At 61.2% G+C, this 13880-nt stretch carries 16 protein-coding genes and 1 tRNA gene; 9 read left to right on the forward strand and 8 right to left on the reverse strand.

Annotated features, from left to right (window positions below; genetic code table 11):
• The first annotated feature begins 17 nt into the window (after positions 1-17).
• The gene (locus tag L2I46_RS09180; RefSeq protein WP_236947783.1) at positions 18-1511 is read left to right on the forward strand and encodes an MDR family MFS transporter; all 1494 of its coding nucleotides are present in this window, start codon (positions 18-20) and stop codon (positions 1509-1511) included.
• Here L2I46_RS09180 and L2I46_RS09185 read toward each other — a convergent pair.
• Entirely contained in the window at positions 1508-2422 is a 915-nt protein-coding gene (locus L2I46_RS09185) for a LysR substrate-binding domain-containing protein (RefSeq protein WP_236947785.1), read from the reverse strand. The two genes, L2I46_RS09180 and L2I46_RS09185, sit on opposite strands and share 4 nt — an antisense overlap.
• Before the next feature lie 95 nt (positions 2423-2517).
• Between L2I46_RS09185 and L2I46_RS09190 the strand changes: the two genes are divergently transcribed.
• On the forward strand, positions 2518-3150 hold the full coding sequence (locus L2I46_RS09190) for a pyridoxamine 5'-phosphate oxidase family protein (protein ID WP_048298581.1): 633 nt from the start codon (positions 2518-2520) through the stop codon (positions 3148-3150).
• Complete coding sequence (locus L2I46_RS09195; protein WP_023291403.1) at positions 3147-3617, forward strand: nuclear transport factor 2 family protein; 471 nt, start codon at positions 3147-3149, stop codon at positions 3615-3617. Before L2I46_RS09190 ends, L2I46_RS09195 begins: the two co-directional genes overlap by 4 nt.
• 20 nt (positions 3618-3637) lie before the next feature.
• On the opposite strand, the gene L2I46_RS09200 is transcribed toward L2I46_RS09195, so the two are convergent.
• Positions 3638-4174 (reverse strand): carboxymuconolactone decarboxylase family protein, encoded by a 537-nt coding sequence (locus L2I46_RS09200; RefSeq protein ID WP_236947787.1) that lies wholly within the window; start codon positions 4172-4174, stop codon positions 3638-3640.
• A 118-nt stretch (positions 4175-4292) separates the two neighbouring features.
• Here L2I46_RS09200 and L2I46_RS09205 point away from each other — a divergent pair, with 118 nt between their 5' ends.
• From L2I46_RS09205 to L2I46_RS09215, 3 genes are all read left to right on the forward strand, one after another.
• Positions 4293-5198, forward strand: coding sequence for an AraC family transcriptional regulator (locus L2I46_RS09205; protein ID WP_023291401.1), 906 nt, complete (start codon positions 4293-4295; stop codon positions 5196-5198).
• Between the two features lie 127 nt (positions 5199-5325).
• Entirely contained in the window at positions 5326-6135 is an 810-nt protein-coding gene (nlpA, locus tag L2I46_RS09210; RefSeq protein WP_032454390.1) for a lipoprotein NlpA, read from the forward strand.
• A 24-nt stretch (positions 6136-6159) separates the two neighbouring features.
• A complete protein-coding gene (locus tag L2I46_RS09215; protein ID WP_023291399.1) occupies positions 6160-7014 on the forward strand; it encodes a DMT family transporter in 855 nt (284 codons plus the stop codon).
• Here the strand turns inward: L2I46_RS09215 and L2I46_RS09220 are convergent.
• A complete protein-coding gene (locus L2I46_RS09220) occupies positions 7004-7564 on the reverse strand; it encodes an NUDIX hydrolase (protein ID WP_023291398.1) in 561 nt (186 codons plus the stop codon). The two genes, L2I46_RS09215 and L2I46_RS09220, sit on opposite strands and share 11 nt — an antisense overlap.
• Positions 7565-7731: 167 nt before the next feature.
• Between L2I46_RS09220 and L2I46_RS09225 the strand changes: the two genes are divergently transcribed.
• Together L2I46_RS09225 and L2I46_RS09230 are read left to right on the forward strand one after the other, a co-directional pair.
• Positions 7732-8511, forward strand: coding sequence for an MBL fold metallo-hydrolase (locus tag L2I46_RS09225; protein WP_072421075.1), 780 nt, complete (start codon positions 7732-7734; stop codon positions 8509-8511).
• Between the two features lie 21 nt (positions 8512-8532).
• On the forward strand, positions 8533-9486 hold the full coding sequence (locus tag L2I46_RS09230; RefSeq protein WP_236947789.1) for a GlxA family transcriptional regulator: 954 nt from the start codon (positions 8533-8535) through the stop codon (positions 9484-9486).
• Here the strand turns inward: L2I46_RS09230 and L2I46_RS09235 are convergent.
• Positions 9483-10532 (reverse strand): NAD(P)-dependent alcohol dehydrogenase, encoded by a 1050-nt coding sequence (locus tag L2I46_RS09235; protein ID WP_032454388.1) that lies wholly within the window; start codon positions 10530-10532, stop codon positions 9483-9485. The genes L2I46_RS09230 and L2I46_RS09235 overlap by 4 nt on opposite strands.
• A 362-nt stretch (positions 10533-10894) precedes the next feature.
• Here L2I46_RS09235 and L2I46_RS09240 point away from each other — a divergent pair, with 362 nt between their 5' ends.
• Positions 10895-11593 carry a winged helix-turn-helix transcriptional regulator gene (locus tag L2I46_RS09240; protein WP_032454387.1) on the forward strand — a complete coding sequence of 233 codons (699 nt, stop codon included), beginning with the start codon at positions 10895-10897 and terminating at the stop codon, positions 11591-11593.
• Between the two features lie 49 nt (positions 11594-11642).
• Here the strand turns inward: L2I46_RS09240 and L2I46_RS09245 are convergent, their stop codons facing one another.
• The 4 genes from L2I46_RS09245 to L2I46_RS09260 all read right to left on the reverse strand — a co-directional run bounded on the left by L2I46_RS09245 (position 11643) and on the right by L2I46_RS09260 (position 13782).
• The gene (locus L2I46_RS09245; protein WP_032454386.1) at positions 11643-11933 is read right to left on the reverse strand and encodes a putative quinol monooxygenase; all 291 of its coding nucleotides are present in this window, start codon (positions 11931-11933) and stop codon (positions 11643-11645) included.
• Position 11934: 1 nt separating this feature from the next.
• Positions 11935-12942, reverse strand: coding sequence for a zinc-binding alcohol dehydrogenase family protein (locus tag L2I46_RS09250; RefSeq protein ID WP_044525062.1), 1008 nt, complete (start codon positions 12940-12942; stop codon positions 11935-11937).
• Positions 12943-13054: 112 nt separating this feature from the next.
• Complete coding sequence (locus L2I46_RS09255) at positions 13055-13522, reverse strand: DUF3237 domain-containing protein (protein WP_032454383.1); 468 nt, start codon at positions 13520-13522, stop codon at positions 13055-13057.
• A 165-nt stretch (positions 13523-13687) separates the two neighbouring features.
• Positions 13688-13782: transfer RNA gene (locus L2I46_RS09260), tRNA-Sec, on the reverse strand.
• Positions 13783-13880: the final 98 nt, after the last annotated feature.

A 13880-nucleotide genomic window follows, 5' to 3' on the forward strand; every position in this document is an offset into this window, starting at 1 on the left:
TTCAAGCGAGTGTTGTGATGACTTCTCAAGTCGCGAACCCACCGGTGCAGTCGATACGCCTGCTGTTTAGCGCCTTGCTGCTGGTGATGCTCCTCTCCGCGCTGGATCAGACCATTGTCTCCACCGCGCTGCCGACGATTGTCGGCGAACTGGGCGGGCTGGACAAGCTTTCCTGGGTGGTTACCGCCTATATCCTCAGCTCCACCATCGCGGTGCCGCTGTACGGTAAATTCGGCGATCTGTTCGGCCGCAAAATCGTGCTGCAGGTGGCGATTGGGCTGTTTCTTGTCGGCTCCGCCCTCTGCGGGCTGGCGCAGAACATGACCCAGCTGGTGCTGATGCGCGGCCTGCAGGGGCTCGGCGGCGGCGGCCTGATGGTCATCAGCATGGCGGCGGTGGCCGACGTCATCCCGCCCGCCAGCCGTGGCCGCTATCAGGGGCTGTTCGGCGGCGTTTTTGGCCTGGCGACGGTGATCGGCCCGCTGATCGGCGGCTTTTTGGTGCAGCACGCCTCCTGGCGCTGGATCTTCTACATCAACCTGCCGCTGGGCCTCTTCGCGCTGCTGGTGATCGGCGCGGTATTCCACAGCAGCAATAAACGCAGCCAGCATGAGATTGACTGGCTGGGGGCGATTTACCTCAGCATGGCGCTGCTGTGCATCATCCTGTTTACCTCGGAAGGGGGCAGCGTTCATGCGTGGAATGACCCGCAGCTGTGGTGCATTCTGGCCTTCGGCATCGTGGGGGTCATCGGTTTTATCTACGAAGAGCGAATGGCCGCCGAGCCGATTATTCCGCTGTCGCTGTTCCGCAACCGCAGCTTCCTGCTGTGCAGTCTGATCGGCTTCGTTATCGGCATGTCGCTGTTTGGATCAGTCACCTTCCTGCCGCTCTATCTGCAGGTGGTGAAGGAGGCGACCCCCACCGAGGCCGGGCTGCAGCTGATCCCCCTGATGGGCGGCCTGCTGCTGACCTCGATTATCAGCGGGCGGATTATCAGCCGTACCGGTAAATATCGCCTGTTTCCGATCCTCGGTACCCTGCTTGGCGTGGCCGGCATGGTGCTGCTGACCCGGATCACCATTCACTCACCGCTGTGGCAGCTGTACCTGTTTACCGGCGTGCTGGGGGCCGGTCTGGGGCTGGTGATGCAGGTGCTGGTCCTGGCGGTACAGAACGCGATGCCGGCGAAGCTTTACGGCGTCGCCACCTCCGGCGTGACCCTGTTCCGCTCGATCGGCGGCTCCATCGGCGTGGCGCTGTTTGGCGCGGTGTTCACGCACGTGCTGCAGAGCAACCTGCAAAAGCTGTTGCCGGAAGGCGCGGTACTGCCGCCGGGAATGAATCCGGTGGCGGTGCAGCACCTGCCCGCGGATATCCGCCTTGACTATCTCGACGCCTTCGGCGCGGCGATCCACGCGGCGTTCCTCATGGCGGCCTGCATTATGGCGGTGGCGTTTGTCCTCTCCTGGCTGTTAAAGGAGGCGCCGCTGAAGACTGCGACGCACTAAGCGGCCCCGGCGATGCGCAGCAGCGCCTGACGCAGCGCCGGCGCGGCAAAATCGATAAATTTTCGCAGCTTAAGCGGCGCCAGGTCCCGGGCGGTATACAGCAAATGGACCGGCGCCGGCTCCGGCTCGACGCGCTCCAGCAGCAGACGGAGCTCACCCTGTCGCAGGCCGTCCAGTGCCTGATAGTGCAGTAAGCGAGCTACGCCCACCCCCAGCCGCGCGGCATCGGCAGCGCTCTCCGGCGTGGTGACCGATAACGCCGGCGGCAGGTTAATCAACTGGTCCTCGCGCTCAGCGGCGCGAAAGCGCCAGCCGCGATAGGGCATCGGCGATTCAATGCGGATGATCGGCAGCGCCGCCAGATCGCGCGGCCGCTGCGGCTCGCCGTATTTCGCCAGCAGCGCCGGATGGGCGCAGGCCACGATGCGCATCCTGCCGAGGCGGGTGGCCACCATGCTGCTGTCCGCCAGGTCGCCTATCCGCACCGCCAGATCGATATGGTCGCCCACCAGGTCGGCGTTACGATCGCTGAGCAGCAAACGGACGTGAATCTGCGGGTAACGGGCGATAAATTCAGCGATCACCGGGAGAACGTGCTGGCGCCCAAACATTGTCGGCGCAGAGATCACCAGCTCGCCTTTCGGTTCCTGATACTCGCCCGTCGCCTGGCGTTCGGCGTTTTCCACCTCCTCAAGGATCCGCCGCGCGGCAGCGACATAATCGACCCCGGCGTCGGTGAGCGTCAGTTTGCGGGTGGTCCGCGCCAGCAGGCGCACCCCCAGCGCGTTCTCCAGCTCGCCGATATGGCGGCTGACGGTGGTCAGCGGCATATTCAGCGCCCGCGCCGCCGCCGACATACTCCCCAGCTCGGTCACTTTCACCAGCAGCGCCATCGTGCTTAATCGATCCATTATTCTCCCGATTTTTGGAAAGATGATTGCCACGAAACCAGTATTATCATTTTTCGCAGTACAGTCCATGATGGCGCCAGACAACAGGAGGCGCTATGGCAGCAACCTTTCTCGATATCGCCATCACCCCGGACGTGATGGATGTGCAGCATGAAATGGGCAGCGACCAGCTGTGGCAAACGCCGCACAGCCGACGCCAGGCCGACCGCTTCGGCGACAGCGAAGCGGGGATGATCGCCACCCGCGACAGCTTTTATCTGGCGACGGTGTCGCAGAGCGGCTGGCCCTACATTCAGCATCGCGGCGGCCCGCCGGGGTTTCTGCATCTGCTGGACGATACCACCCTGGCGATGGCGGATTTCGGCGGCAACCGTCAGTACATCACCACCGGCAACCTGCGCGGCAGCGACCGGGCCTGCCTGTTTTTGATGGATTATCCGCGCCGTGCCAGGCTGAAAATCTACGCCACCGTCGAGGTCGTGGCGGCAGAGAACCACCCGCCGCTGCTGGCGCAAGTGGCGCCGGCCAACTATCGCGCCCGCATCGAGCGCCTGTTTCTTTTTCATCTGCAGGCGTTTGACTGGAACTGCCCGCAGCACATTACGCCGCGCTACAGCGCGCAGCAGGTGGCGGAGTACAGCCAGAACCTGCAGCAACGTATTCATGACCTGGAGCAGGAGAATCAGCGCCTGCAGCAGCAATTAGCCCGCAGAGGAGAGTCAGCATGACCGAACAACGTCCCCCGTTACCGCCGTTTACCCGCGACAGCGCTATTCAGAAGGTCCGCGCCGCGGAAGATGGCTGGAACAGCCGCGATGCCGAAAAGGTCGCTCTGGCCTACACCATGGACAGCGAATGGCGCAACCGCAGCGAGTTTGTCCATGGCAGGGGGCAAATTGTCGAATTCCTGCAGCGAAAATGGCGTAAGGAGCAGCAATATCGGCTGATTAAGGAGCTGTGGGCATGGCAGGAAAATCGCATCGCCGTGCGCTTCGCCTATGAGTGGTGCGACGACAGCGGCAACTGGTTTCGCTCGTACGGCAATGAAAACTGGGAGTTTGATCAGCACGGGCTGATGCAGACGCGCTACGCCTGCATCAACGATCTGCCGATCGCCGAAAGCGAGCGCCTGTTCCACTGGCCCCAGGGGCGTCGCCCGGACGATCATCCGGGGCTCAGCGACCTGGGGCTGTAAAACCGGCGCTGCGCGACGGATTATTCGGCTTTCGGGAAGTCGACCACCGTGTCGTTAACCCGGTTCACCATATTGGTGAACAAGATTGCGCTGATGGCGCTGATAATCTCAATCACCTGCTGGTCGCTAAAACCGGCGTTGCGCAGCGCGGCGACGTCGGCTTCCGGCAGCGTGCCGGTGGTGGTCACCAGCGTCTGCGCAAATTTCACCAGCGCATCAAGCTGTGCCTCTTCCGCATACTCCCCGCGGCGCAGGGCGTGGATCTGTTCGCTGCTGAAGCCGGCTTTTTTCGCCATCAGCGTATGTGCGGCCAGGCAGTAGTCACAGCCGGTGGCTTCGCTGACCGACAGGTTAATGGCTTCCAGCTGTTGGGCGCTGAGGCTGCCTTTATGTAGCATCGCATTGTGCGCCAGCGCCTGCTGCAGCGCGGCCGGCGAGTGGCCGCCGATGGTCAGGTAGGCATTCGGAACTTTGCCCATCGCTTTTTTGATCCCGGCGAAAATATCGGCGGCTTTGCCGGTGGCGTCTTGTTCACGGATATCAGCTAAACGGCTCATGGTTAACTCCTGTTGTTTTCGAGGGTGTGTGTTGGCATTGGGGTCATCTTAGGCGGTTGCCGCATGCTAGACTGGCGGTCTTCGTCTCACCTTTTTGTCTTATCGTCTCAGGAGAAGCATGGACAGTCTCAGTCATCTGCTGGCGCTGCTGGCGCCGCGCTGCGAAGTGAACCTGCACTGTCGCTTCGGCGGCCGCTGGCAGGCCGGGCACCAGCAAATGCGCAGCGGCGTGGTGCCATGGCACGTGGTGCTGCGCGGCGAGGGGCGGCTCAACGTCGGCGGCCAGACCCATCACCTGCGCGCGGGAGATGTGGTCCTCCTGCCGCACGGTTCGCCGCACCTGATGGAGAGCCTGGTGGAGTGGGGCCAGGTGCTGCCGGTGGCGCATCGCTTTAACGGCACGGTGACGGAAATGCGCGCCGGCCCGGCGGAGGGGGCGCTGGAGATGCTGTGCGGCGAATTCTATTTTGGTCCGCACGTCAGCTGGCTGTTCACTGAGGCATCGACGCTGATCCATCTCCATACCGATGCGCGCGAAGACTGCCCGGAGCTGCAGCCGTTGCTTAACATACTGGTCCGCGAAAGTCTGGCGCAGCGTCCCGGCGGCAGCGCTATCGTGCGCAGCCTCGGCGATACGCTGCTGGTGCTGCTGCTGCGCATGCTGCTTGGCGAGCAGCAGCCGCCAGGCGGGCTGCTGCGTCTGATGAGCGATGAGCGCCTGATGCCGGCGGTGCTGGCGGTGATGGCGACCCCGGAGCAGCCGTGGACGCTGGAAACCATGGCCGCCCGCGCCTTTCTGTCGCGGGCCACCTTTGCCCGCCATTTTGCCCGCGTTTATCACCTGACGCCGCAGGCGTGGCTGTCGCAGCTGCGAATGGCGCTGGCCGCACGGCTGCTGCGCCTGGAGCGTCAGACCAACCTCGAGGTCATTGCCGAACGCTGTGGCTTTCAATCGCTGGCGTCCTTCTCGAAGCGCTTCAAAATGCGCTATGGCGTGACGCCGGGCGAGTGGCGACGGGGCTAGCGCTTCGCGCCTGGCGAAGATGATTTTATTTCCGGTTGCGTGGTTTGCTGTTTATTACCCCACCCGAAAGTCGCTATAGTTTTGCACGAAAAAAACAATGACAGTCAGGACGGACAGGGTGAAGAGGATGAGATTACGTTTACGTGCCGCCGCCGCGGTAATGCTGGCGGGTCTGGCGCTGGTCGGCTGCGACCAAAAGGGTAATGAAGCGAAGCACATTAAGGTCGGCGTGATTAACGGCGCTGAACAGGATGTGGCGGAAGTGGCGAAGAAAGTGGCCAAAGAGAAGTATGGTCTGGAGGTTGAGCTGGTGGGGTTCAGCGGCTCGCTGTTGCCTAACGAATCGACCAACGCCGGGGATCTGGACGCCAACGTCTTCCAGCATCGGCCTTTCCTTGAGCAGGACAACAAAGCGCATAACTACCATCTGGTGGCGGTAGGCAATACCTTCGTCTTCCCGATGGCCGGCTATTCGCGCAAGATAAAGTCAGTCGCCGAACTGAAAGACGGCGCGACGATCGCTATCCCCAACGATCCGACCAACCTCGGGCGGGCGCTGCTGCTGCTGCAAAAAGAGAAGCTGATAACCCTCAAAGCCGGTACCGGCCTGCTGCCGACGGCGGTGGATATCACCGACAACCCGCATCATCTGAAAATTATGGAGCTGGAAGGGGCGCAACTGCCGCGCGTACTCGACGATCCTAAAGTCGACGTGGCCATCATCAGCACCACCTACCTGCAGCAAACCGGGCTGTCGCCGGTTCGCGATGGCATCTTTATCGAAGATAAAAACTCGCCCTACGTGAACATCATCGTGACCCGTGAAGACAATAAAGACGCGGAAAACGTGAAAGAGTTTATGCAGTCGTACCAGACGCCGGAGGTGGCGAAGGCGGCAGAGACTATTTTCAACGGCGGCGCGGTGCCGGGCTGGTAAGCCAACTTACAGGGAGAGGCGCGTATGGTACGCCAACGGCAGGCCGATCTGCTGCTGATTGCCGCGACGGTGATTGCCGCCTGCGGCTGGATTTTTTCCCGCGAGGCGATCGCCGGCATGCCGGTATTCGCGTTCCTTGGGCTGCGCTTTTTCTTCGCCGCGCTGCTGCTGCTGCCGTTTTGCCGCGGGTTTCGCCCGCAAAAGCAGCACTGGCCAAAGCTCATCATCAGCGGGCTATGGTTTGCGCTCAACCTCTGCCTGTGGATCTACTCGGTCTCCACGACGGCGTCGCTCGGCGAAGGGGCGTTTATCATGAGCCTGTCGATGATGTTCGTCCCGCTGACCGCGTGGGTGATGATGAAGGTGCGTCCGCCGCGGGCCTGGTGGGAGTGCCTGCCGATCGCGGTGGTGGGCCTGGGCCTGCTCAGCCTGCACATGCCGATAGTCTTCCATCCCAGCCAGGGCTGGTTTTTGCTGACGGCGCTGGTGCAGTCCATCTGGTTCTGTTACACCAGCCGCTGCGCGCGCGAAGTACCGCTGATCCCCCTGACCACCGTGCAGCTGGCGATCACTGGTATCGTCGGGTTGACCCTCTCCGCTGCCGTTGAACGCTGGGACCAGCCGATGACCCTGCCGACCTTCGGCTGGCTGGTGGCCAGCATTGTCATCGCCACCAGCCTGCGCTTCGGTCTGCAGATGAAGGGGCAGAAGTACGCGGCGGTGGCCAGCGCGGCGATCATTATGGTGCTCGAACCGCTGCTGACGGTCATTGCCGCCGCGCTGTGGTATGGCGAACAGCTGCCGCTGCAGAAGATTATCGGCGGCGTGCTGATCCTGGTTGCCCAGCTGTGGTTCCGCTGGCGGATGCTTAAGCCGTAGCCTGCCCGGTGCGCGGTTGCGCCATCAATTGCAGCAGCGGCACCAGCGACAGCCCGTCCGGCATTTCGCCGCGGGCGATCAGCTGGTTTATCTCCTCAAAGGTAAACCAGCCGGTTTCCATCACTTCATCCTGATCCGCATCCATCCCCACCCAGCGTAAACCGGTGGCCAGCCAGGTGATAAACAGCTGGTCGCTGCTGCCGTAGGAGGGGTTGAAGCGCATGATCTCCTCGACGCGTTGCGCCTGCCAGCCGGTCTCTTCCCGCAGCTCGCGCAGCGCGGCCGCCGCCGGATCTTCCCCTTCGTCAACGCCGCCTGACGGAATGGCCCACACCACCTTGTCGATCAGGTAGCGGTAGTGGCGAATCAGCAGCACTTTGTCATCCTGGATAGCTACAATCCCCACCGCCGGGCGCGGATAGTGAATGGCGTAAAAGTCGCGGCGCTCGCCGGGGGCGATATCAATACCCACCTTGCGCATGCTGAACCACGGCGTCTCGGCGATGACCTGCGGGTCGTGCATATCGGCGGCGGTCAGTTTTTTCTTCATCCTGCCACTCCTGTCAAAAATGGAGCCTTCAGAACAACATAGCCGGAGGCGGATAGCAATCGCCGCAGGTTGGCCCGATTTCATCGATCCTTGCCCAAATGCCCCTATTGCGCCAGGCTGGTACTCAGTACGATGTTCGTCAAATCACCCCCCTGAGGAACGCCAACATGAACATCACCCATATCCGTAACGCGACCCAGATTATTGAATACGCCGGGAAAAAGTTTCTGATCGATCCGATGCTGGCGGACAAGGGCGCCTGGCCGGGTTTTCCTGGCACCGCGCGCAGCGAGCTGCGCAACCCGCTGGTGGCGCTGCCTTTTTCCCGCGATAAAATCATCGACGTTGACGCGGTGATCGTCACCCATACCCATGACGATCACTGGGACGAGGCGGCGATCGCCGCGATCCCGAAAACCCTGCCGGTGTTCGTCCAGCACGAAGCCGACGGCGCGTTGCTGCGCAGCCAGGGTTTCCTGGATATCCGCCTGCTGACGGCAGACAGCGAATTTGCCGGCGTGCGCCTGCTGAAAACCACCTCCGGCCAGCACGGCAGCGATCGCACCTACGCGGTGCCGGCGATGGCCGAACGCCTGGGCGAGGCCTGCGGCGTGCTGTTTCGCCATCCGCAGGAGAAGACGCTGTGGCTGGTGGGGGATACCATCTGGCGTGATGAAATTGCAGCCGACCTGCTGAAGCTGCGCCCGGACGTGGTGGTCCTCAACGCCGGCTACGCCCACGTCATCGGCTTTGGCCCGATTATCATGGGCAAAGAGGATCTCCTGAACGTACACTTCACCCTGCCGGAAGCGAAAATCATGGCGATTCACATGGAAGCGGTCAACCACTGCCTGGTGAGCCGGGAAGAGATGCGCCAGTATGCGCTGGATAATCAGATAGCCGAGGTAGTGTGTATCCCGCAGGATGGGGAAACCGTGGTTTATTAACGTGCGCAAGGGGAAGGAACGATGAAACTCACCGACGTGGCGATTGTTGCCGTAGAGGGCTTTAGCCCGTTTCATTACGCCGTTCCCTGCATGCTGTTTGGCGATTCGGTCTCTGAAAGCAAACGCTTTAACCTGCACATTTGCGCCGAGCGGCCGGGGCTACTGCGCGCCCGCGACGGCTTTGCGCTGTACGCCAGCGGCGATTACGCCGTGCTGGAACAGGCGGATATCGTGGTGGTGCCTTACTGGGGCGAGGTTGACCGCCGCCCGCCGCAGGCGCTGCTTGAAAGCCTGGTGCGGGCCCGGAATAACGGCGCGGAAATCGTCGGTCTGTGCCTCGGCGCGTTCGTCCTGGGCTACGCCGGGCTGCTGGACGGGAAACGCGCGGCGACCCACTGGGAGTTTGAGCAGGATTTTCAGCGCCGGTTTCCGCAGGTGCGGCTGGATATCAACGCCCTGTACGTCGACGACCAGCGGATCATTACTTCGGCGGGCACCGCGGCGGCGCTGGACTGTTGCCTCTACATCATCCGCCAGCGTTTCGGCAGCCTCGCGGCCAACCAGATCGCCCGGCGGCTGATTGTTTCGCCGCACCGTGAGGGCGGCCAGGCGCAGTTCATCGCCCAGCCGGTGCCGAAAAACACCCGCGATGCGCGAATCAACTGCCTGCTGGATTATCTGCAGCAGCATATTGCCGAGCCGCATAATCTCGATTCGCTGGCCCGGGTGGTAGCGATGAGCCGCCGCAGCCTGACCCGCCACTTCGCCCGGGCGACCGGGATGAGCATTACCGACTGGCTGACCGCCGAACGCCTGCGCCGCAGCCAGAGCCTGCTTGAGGCGGGCGATCTGCCGGTTGAGCAGGTGGCGGAGGCGGTGGGTTATCTCTCTGCCGTCACCTGGCGTCAGCAGTTTAAGGCGCGCTTTGGCGTCAGTCCGACCGAATGGCGGCGCACCTTTCGCCGCGGCGCTTAGCCGGCGAGGGTCGCGCTGTCGATCACGAAGCGGTATTTCACGTCACCCTTGACCATTCTTTCCCAGGCTTCATTGATCTCATCGCCGCGGATCAGTTCGATATCGGCGACGATGCCGTGTTCAGCGCAGAAGTCGAGCATCTCCTGAGTTTCCGCGATCCCGCCAATCATCGACCCGGCAATCGACCGGCGGCGGATGATCAGATTGAACACTTCCGGCGACGGATGCGGCGTGGCCGGAGCGCCCACCAGCGTCATGGTGCCATCGCGCTTCAGCAGCGTGGTGAAGGCATCGAGATTATGCGGCGCCGCCACGGTGTTGAGGATGAAATCGAAGCTTTTGACGTGGGCCGCCATTTCGTCTTCGTTACGCGACACCACCACCTCATCGGCGCCCAGCGCTCTGGCCGCATTACGCTTGGATTCGGAGGTGGTAAAGGCCACCACGTGAGCCCCCATGGCGTGGGCCAACTTGATTCCCATATGCCCAAGGCCGCCGATGCCGACCACGCCGACTTTTTTACCCGGCCCGGCGTGCCAGTGGCGCAGCGGCGAGTACGTCGTGATCCCGGCGCACAGCAGCGGCGCGACGGCGGCCAGCTGCGCTTCGGGATGGGTTATCCGCAGCACGTAGTGTTCTTTAACCACGATCTGCTGTGAATAGCCGCCCAGGGTGTGGCCCGGCGCGTCCTGGGTCGGTCCGTTGTAGGTCAGCACCATATGGTCGCAGTAGTTCTCCTGCCCCTCAGCGCACTCCTCGCACTGTTGACAGCTATCGACCATGCAGCCGACGCCCACCAGATCGCCGACGGCGTAGCGCGAGACAGCGTCGCCGACCGCGGTGACCCGGCCCACAATTTCATGCCCCGGCACGCAGGGATAGAGCGTTCCCGCCCATTCCGATCGCGCCTGGTGGAGATCGGAGTGGCAGACGCCGCAGTAGGCGATGGCGATCTGCACATCCTGCGGCCCCGGTTCGCGGCGGGTGATGGCCATTGATTCCAGCGGCTGGCTGGCGGAGTAGGTACCTATAGCGTTGATCAGCATAGCGAAACCTCTTGATCGAATAGAGCGGGAGATGGATGCGGGTGGTCAGTGGCATCGATAAGGGTAGCCTGGACTGGGAGAGATGCGAGGGGGAAAGCGGCATCAGGCACGGCGTAAGCGAGCGAGTCACCGGAGTCGCAATTTATAAGACAGGTTTATCATTTAAGCGGCTAAACCGTATAAATATTTACGAAAATTATTGTTTTTTAGTGATGTAACATCGAGGTAAACCGCTTATGCCGATAATAATGCTTACACTCTTTTTATTATGGAAACGACTTGGTTTTTATTCATGATTGCGCGTGTTGATACTATTACCGCTGAAAATCATGCCCTTCAACCTGACTTAATGACACAACACGATGTCGAAACCTGACGCCAACGGCCAGAATTCCCGGTCATTACCCTCTTTTTTTTATGGACGACGAACAAAACCGTTACCTGCGGTGGAATCCTTATTATCCGCGTTCCGGCCTGTCAGCACCCCTTTTGAACTGGCGCAGTCAAACTATTACCATTTTCCCTTGGCCCAAAGCGAATCCGGCTTCATTCTCCTCGAAGAAGGCGTGGCTTCAGTTTGCTTTGCGGAAAATCAACTGGTGATATCGACGATCCTCGCCCCGGCAATATTGGGATTAATTGATAATTATGGCGTGTTTAACGGGCTCCCGGATAAACGCCACTGTTCTCTGTTTGCTGAGACGGATTTAAGCGGGCGCTGGATAGCGCATCAGGCCGCGGTCAATATCCTGAATGAGAAAAACCTGTGGCAGGAGATGGCCCATATCCTGACGCAGCGGTTGATGGTGTTGAGCATGCGCGAGCGGGAGCTGCTGGGGGTGGACTCTTACCAGATGGTGCGCATCCTGTTAATGGAACTGGCGGTCTATTCGGAGACGTACCGTAGACAGATCAATGTATTAAGGTTTATCCAGCGGCGTACCAACCTGTCGCGTAGCCGCATTATGTCGATTCTGTCGGAGCTGCGCAAAGGCGGTTATATTATTATCCACCGCGGGGTGTTGATGACTATCGCCCAACCGCTTCCCGCCAATTTTTGAGCCTGGCAGGCGAAGGGCGTGATTTGTCGCCCCCCACCTGCTGGTCCGCTTAGGGCTCAATCGCCGTCAGGTAGTCCAGCCGCAGCGGCTCAGCCAGCAGACGCTCCATCTGCATAACAAACGCCTGAAAATAGGGCATCTCTACATGCGCATCAAGGGCGTCCTGCCCACGCCACGCTTCGCGCATGTAGAAAGTGTCCGGCGCGTCGCGCAGCTGGAACAGCGCGTAGTCGAGATTGCCCGGCTCCTGTCTCGTCGGCAGGAGCAGCTTCTGCAGGGCCTGGCGCAGCGCGTCCGTTTGGCCTGGTTTCGCCTTGAGCACGGCGAGCAGGGTTATCATCTTAAAATCCCTCCAGCACAATCTTGCCCACCGCGCGTCCGGTTTCCAGCTGGCGATGCGCTTTCTGCAGATTGTCGGCAGTGATGGCGCCGTAGTGTTCGCCGAGGGTGGTTTTGATCGTGTGGTTGTCAATCAGGGCCGCCACGCGGGTCAGCAGCTGATGCTGGGCGATCATGTCATCCGTCTCAAACATTGAGCGGGTGAACATAAATTCCCAGTGCAGGGAGAGGCTTTTGGCTTTCAGCGGCACCACGTCCAGGGTCTCCGGATCATCAATCAGCGCCAGCTTGCCCTGCGGGGCGAGGGCGTCAATCAGCGCGTTGAAGTGCTGGTCGGTGTTGGTCAGGCTGGCGACATGGGTCACCGCGTTGATGCCGATACGCGCCAGCTCGTCGGCGAGCGGCTTGCTGTGATCGATAACATGGTGCGCGCCCGCCTCGCGGACCCACCGTTGACTCTCCGGACGCGAGGCGGTGCCGATCACCGTCATGGCGGTCAGTTTGCTGGCCAGCTGGGTCAGGATCGAGCCCACGCCGCCCGCCGCGCCGACGATCAGCAGCGTGTCGCCCGCGTTACCGCCTTCCGTGACGCCGAGACGGTGAAACAGCAGCTCCCAGGCGGTGATCGCCGTCAGCGGCAGCGCGGCGGCGGAGGCGTTATCGAGGGTGCGCGGTTTGTGCGCCACCAGGCGCTCATCCACCAGCTGATATTCACTGTTGCTGCCGGCCCGGCCCAGGGCGCCGGCGTACCAGACCTCATCGCCTGGCGCGAACAGCGTCACTTCCTCGCCGACGGACTGCACCACGCCAACGGCGTCCCAGCCCAGCACCCGCGGCGTGTCGCCCTGGAAGCCGGCGCGCACTTTGGTGTCTACCGGATTGACCGAGACCGCCTTCACGGCAACCAGCAGGTCACGCCCGTGGGCGGAGGGGACCGGCAGGTCGATCTCGGTTAAAAAAGGGATATTGTCGCCGTCAGCGGCGGCTTGAGTAATGGCGATAGCTTTCATAACTGCTCCGGTCTGTGAATCGGGTGAATAAAGCGATGACGCGATAGTAGACCGGTGCCGGGAGGGGAAAAACGGGTTAACGGCAATAACAGTTATATGCAGAAAGTGAAAATCAGCCCACCTGATAGAAATCGAGCATCACCCCATCCTGAGTACGCCCGCCAGCACAGATAAACAGCGAGGTGGTTAGCCAGCTGAGCGCGGGGGTATCCACCTCGAAGGTGGGGACGGTGCGAAAATAGATATCTTCCGGCGGAATAGTGCTAAAAAAGCGCATATCGTCGGCGAACAGTTGGTCATGATAGTGGGCCGGCACCCGGCGGATACCGTTGTTTTCCACGTACACCGTCCCTTCCTCCACCTGCAGGGCATAGCGGGCGGATAGCCTGCATGTGCCGTCGGGCCCGATAATCTGGCTATCGACGCCGCCGGGCAGCACGTGGCCGCGCAGTTGACCCGAGACGCTGCCGCCGAGAATCGGGATCAGCTGGCGCTTGCCGGTCTGCGGACTGCGGGAGACTATCACCGGTTTATCAACCTGGATGGTAATGGAAAAACAGTGTCTCAGTTCGGGGGTCATCATGGCTCTCCTGTTTCGGTTGGCAACGACACGCGGCCTTTGCGTCAGTGTAACGGGTTTGCAGGAGACAAAATAACGCAGGGTTTGAATGAAAATGATTGGCTGAGATGATGGGTTTTGCGACTCAGTTTGGTTGGGCGTGGCTGTGGGCGAGCAGAGGCAAACTGGCGGAAGATCACAGGAGTTGAACCTGCCCGGGACCGCTGGCGGCCCCAACTGGATTTGAAGTCCAGCCACCTCACCGGAGATGACGATCTTCCGCGCCTCGATTGCTACATGGAGGCGGGGCGCATTATAGCTACTTTCAGCCGTTTACCACATACCTGAACGCACTTTTTTACTGTTAAAACTGGACTTT

The sequence above is a fragment of the Klebsiella sp. 2019SCSN059 genome (genome assembly GCF_021739525.1).
Lineage (GTDB): Bacteria > Pseudomonadota > Gammaproteobacteria > Enterobacterales > Enterobacteriaceae > Klebsiella > Klebsiella quasipneumoniae.

Bases quoted from the DNA above. Each gene is read 5' to 3' on its own strand.
- L2I46_RS09180 (WP_236947783.1), top strand. From the start codon at position 18: ATGACTTCTCAAGTCGCGAACCCACCGGTGCAGTCGATACGCCTGCTG.
- L2I46_RS09185 (WP_236947785.1), bottom strand. From the start codon at position 2,422: ATGGATCGATTAAGCACGATGGCGCTGCTGGTGAAAGTGACCGAGCTG.
- L2I46_RS09190 (WP_048298581.1), top strand. From the start codon at position 2,518: ATGGCAGCAACCTTTCTCGATATCGCCATCACCCCGGACGTGATGGAT.
- L2I46_RS09195 (WP_023291403.1), top strand. From the start codon at position 3,147: ATGACCGAACAACGTCCCCCGTTACCGCCGTTTACCCGCGACAGCGCT.
- L2I46_RS09200 (WP_236947787.1), bottom strand. From the start codon at position 4,174: ATGAGCCGTTTAGCTGATATCCGTGAACAAGACGCCACCGGCAAAGCC.
- L2I46_RS09205 (WP_023291401.1), top strand. From the start codon at position 4,293: ATGGACAGTCTCAGTCATCTGCTGGCGCTGCTGGCGCCGCGCTGCGAA.
- nlpA (WP_032454390.1), top strand. From the start codon at position 5,326: ATGAGATTACGTTTACGTGCCGCCGCCGCGGTAATGCTGGCGGGTCTG.
- L2I46_RS09215 (WP_023291399.1), top strand. From the start codon at position 6,160: ATGGTACGCCAACGGCAGGCCGATCTGCTGCTGATTGCCGCGACGGTG.
- L2I46_RS09220 (WP_023291398.1), bottom strand. From the start codon at position 7,564: ATGAAGAAAAAACTGACCGCCGCCGATATGCACGACCCGCAGGTCATC.
- L2I46_RS09225 (WP_072421075.1), top strand. From the start codon at position 7,732: ATGAACATCACCCATATCCGTAACGCGACCCAGATTATTGAATACGCC.
- L2I46_RS09230 (WP_236947789.1), top strand. From the start codon at position 8,533: ATGAAACTCACCGACGTGGCGATTGTTGCCGTAGAGGGCTTTAGCCCG.
- L2I46_RS09235 (WP_032454388.1), bottom strand. From the start codon at position 10,532: ATGCTGATCAACGCTATAGGTACCTACTCCGCCAGCCAGCCGCTGGAA.
- L2I46_RS09240 (WP_032454387.1), top strand. From the start codon at position 10,895: ATGTCGAAACCTGACGCCAACGGCCAGAATTCCCGGTCATTACCCTCT.
- L2I46_RS09245 (WP_032454386.1), bottom strand. From the start codon at position 11,933: ATGATAACCCTGCTCGCCGTGCTCAAGGCGAAACCAGGCCAAACGGAC.
- L2I46_RS09250 (WP_044525062.1), bottom strand. From the start codon at position 12,942: ATGAAAGCTATCGCCATTACTCAAGCCGCCGCTGACGGCGACAATATC.
- L2I46_RS09255 (WP_032454383.1), bottom strand. From the start codon at position 13,522: ATGACCCCCGAACTGAGACACTGTTTTTCCATTACCATCCAGGTTGAT.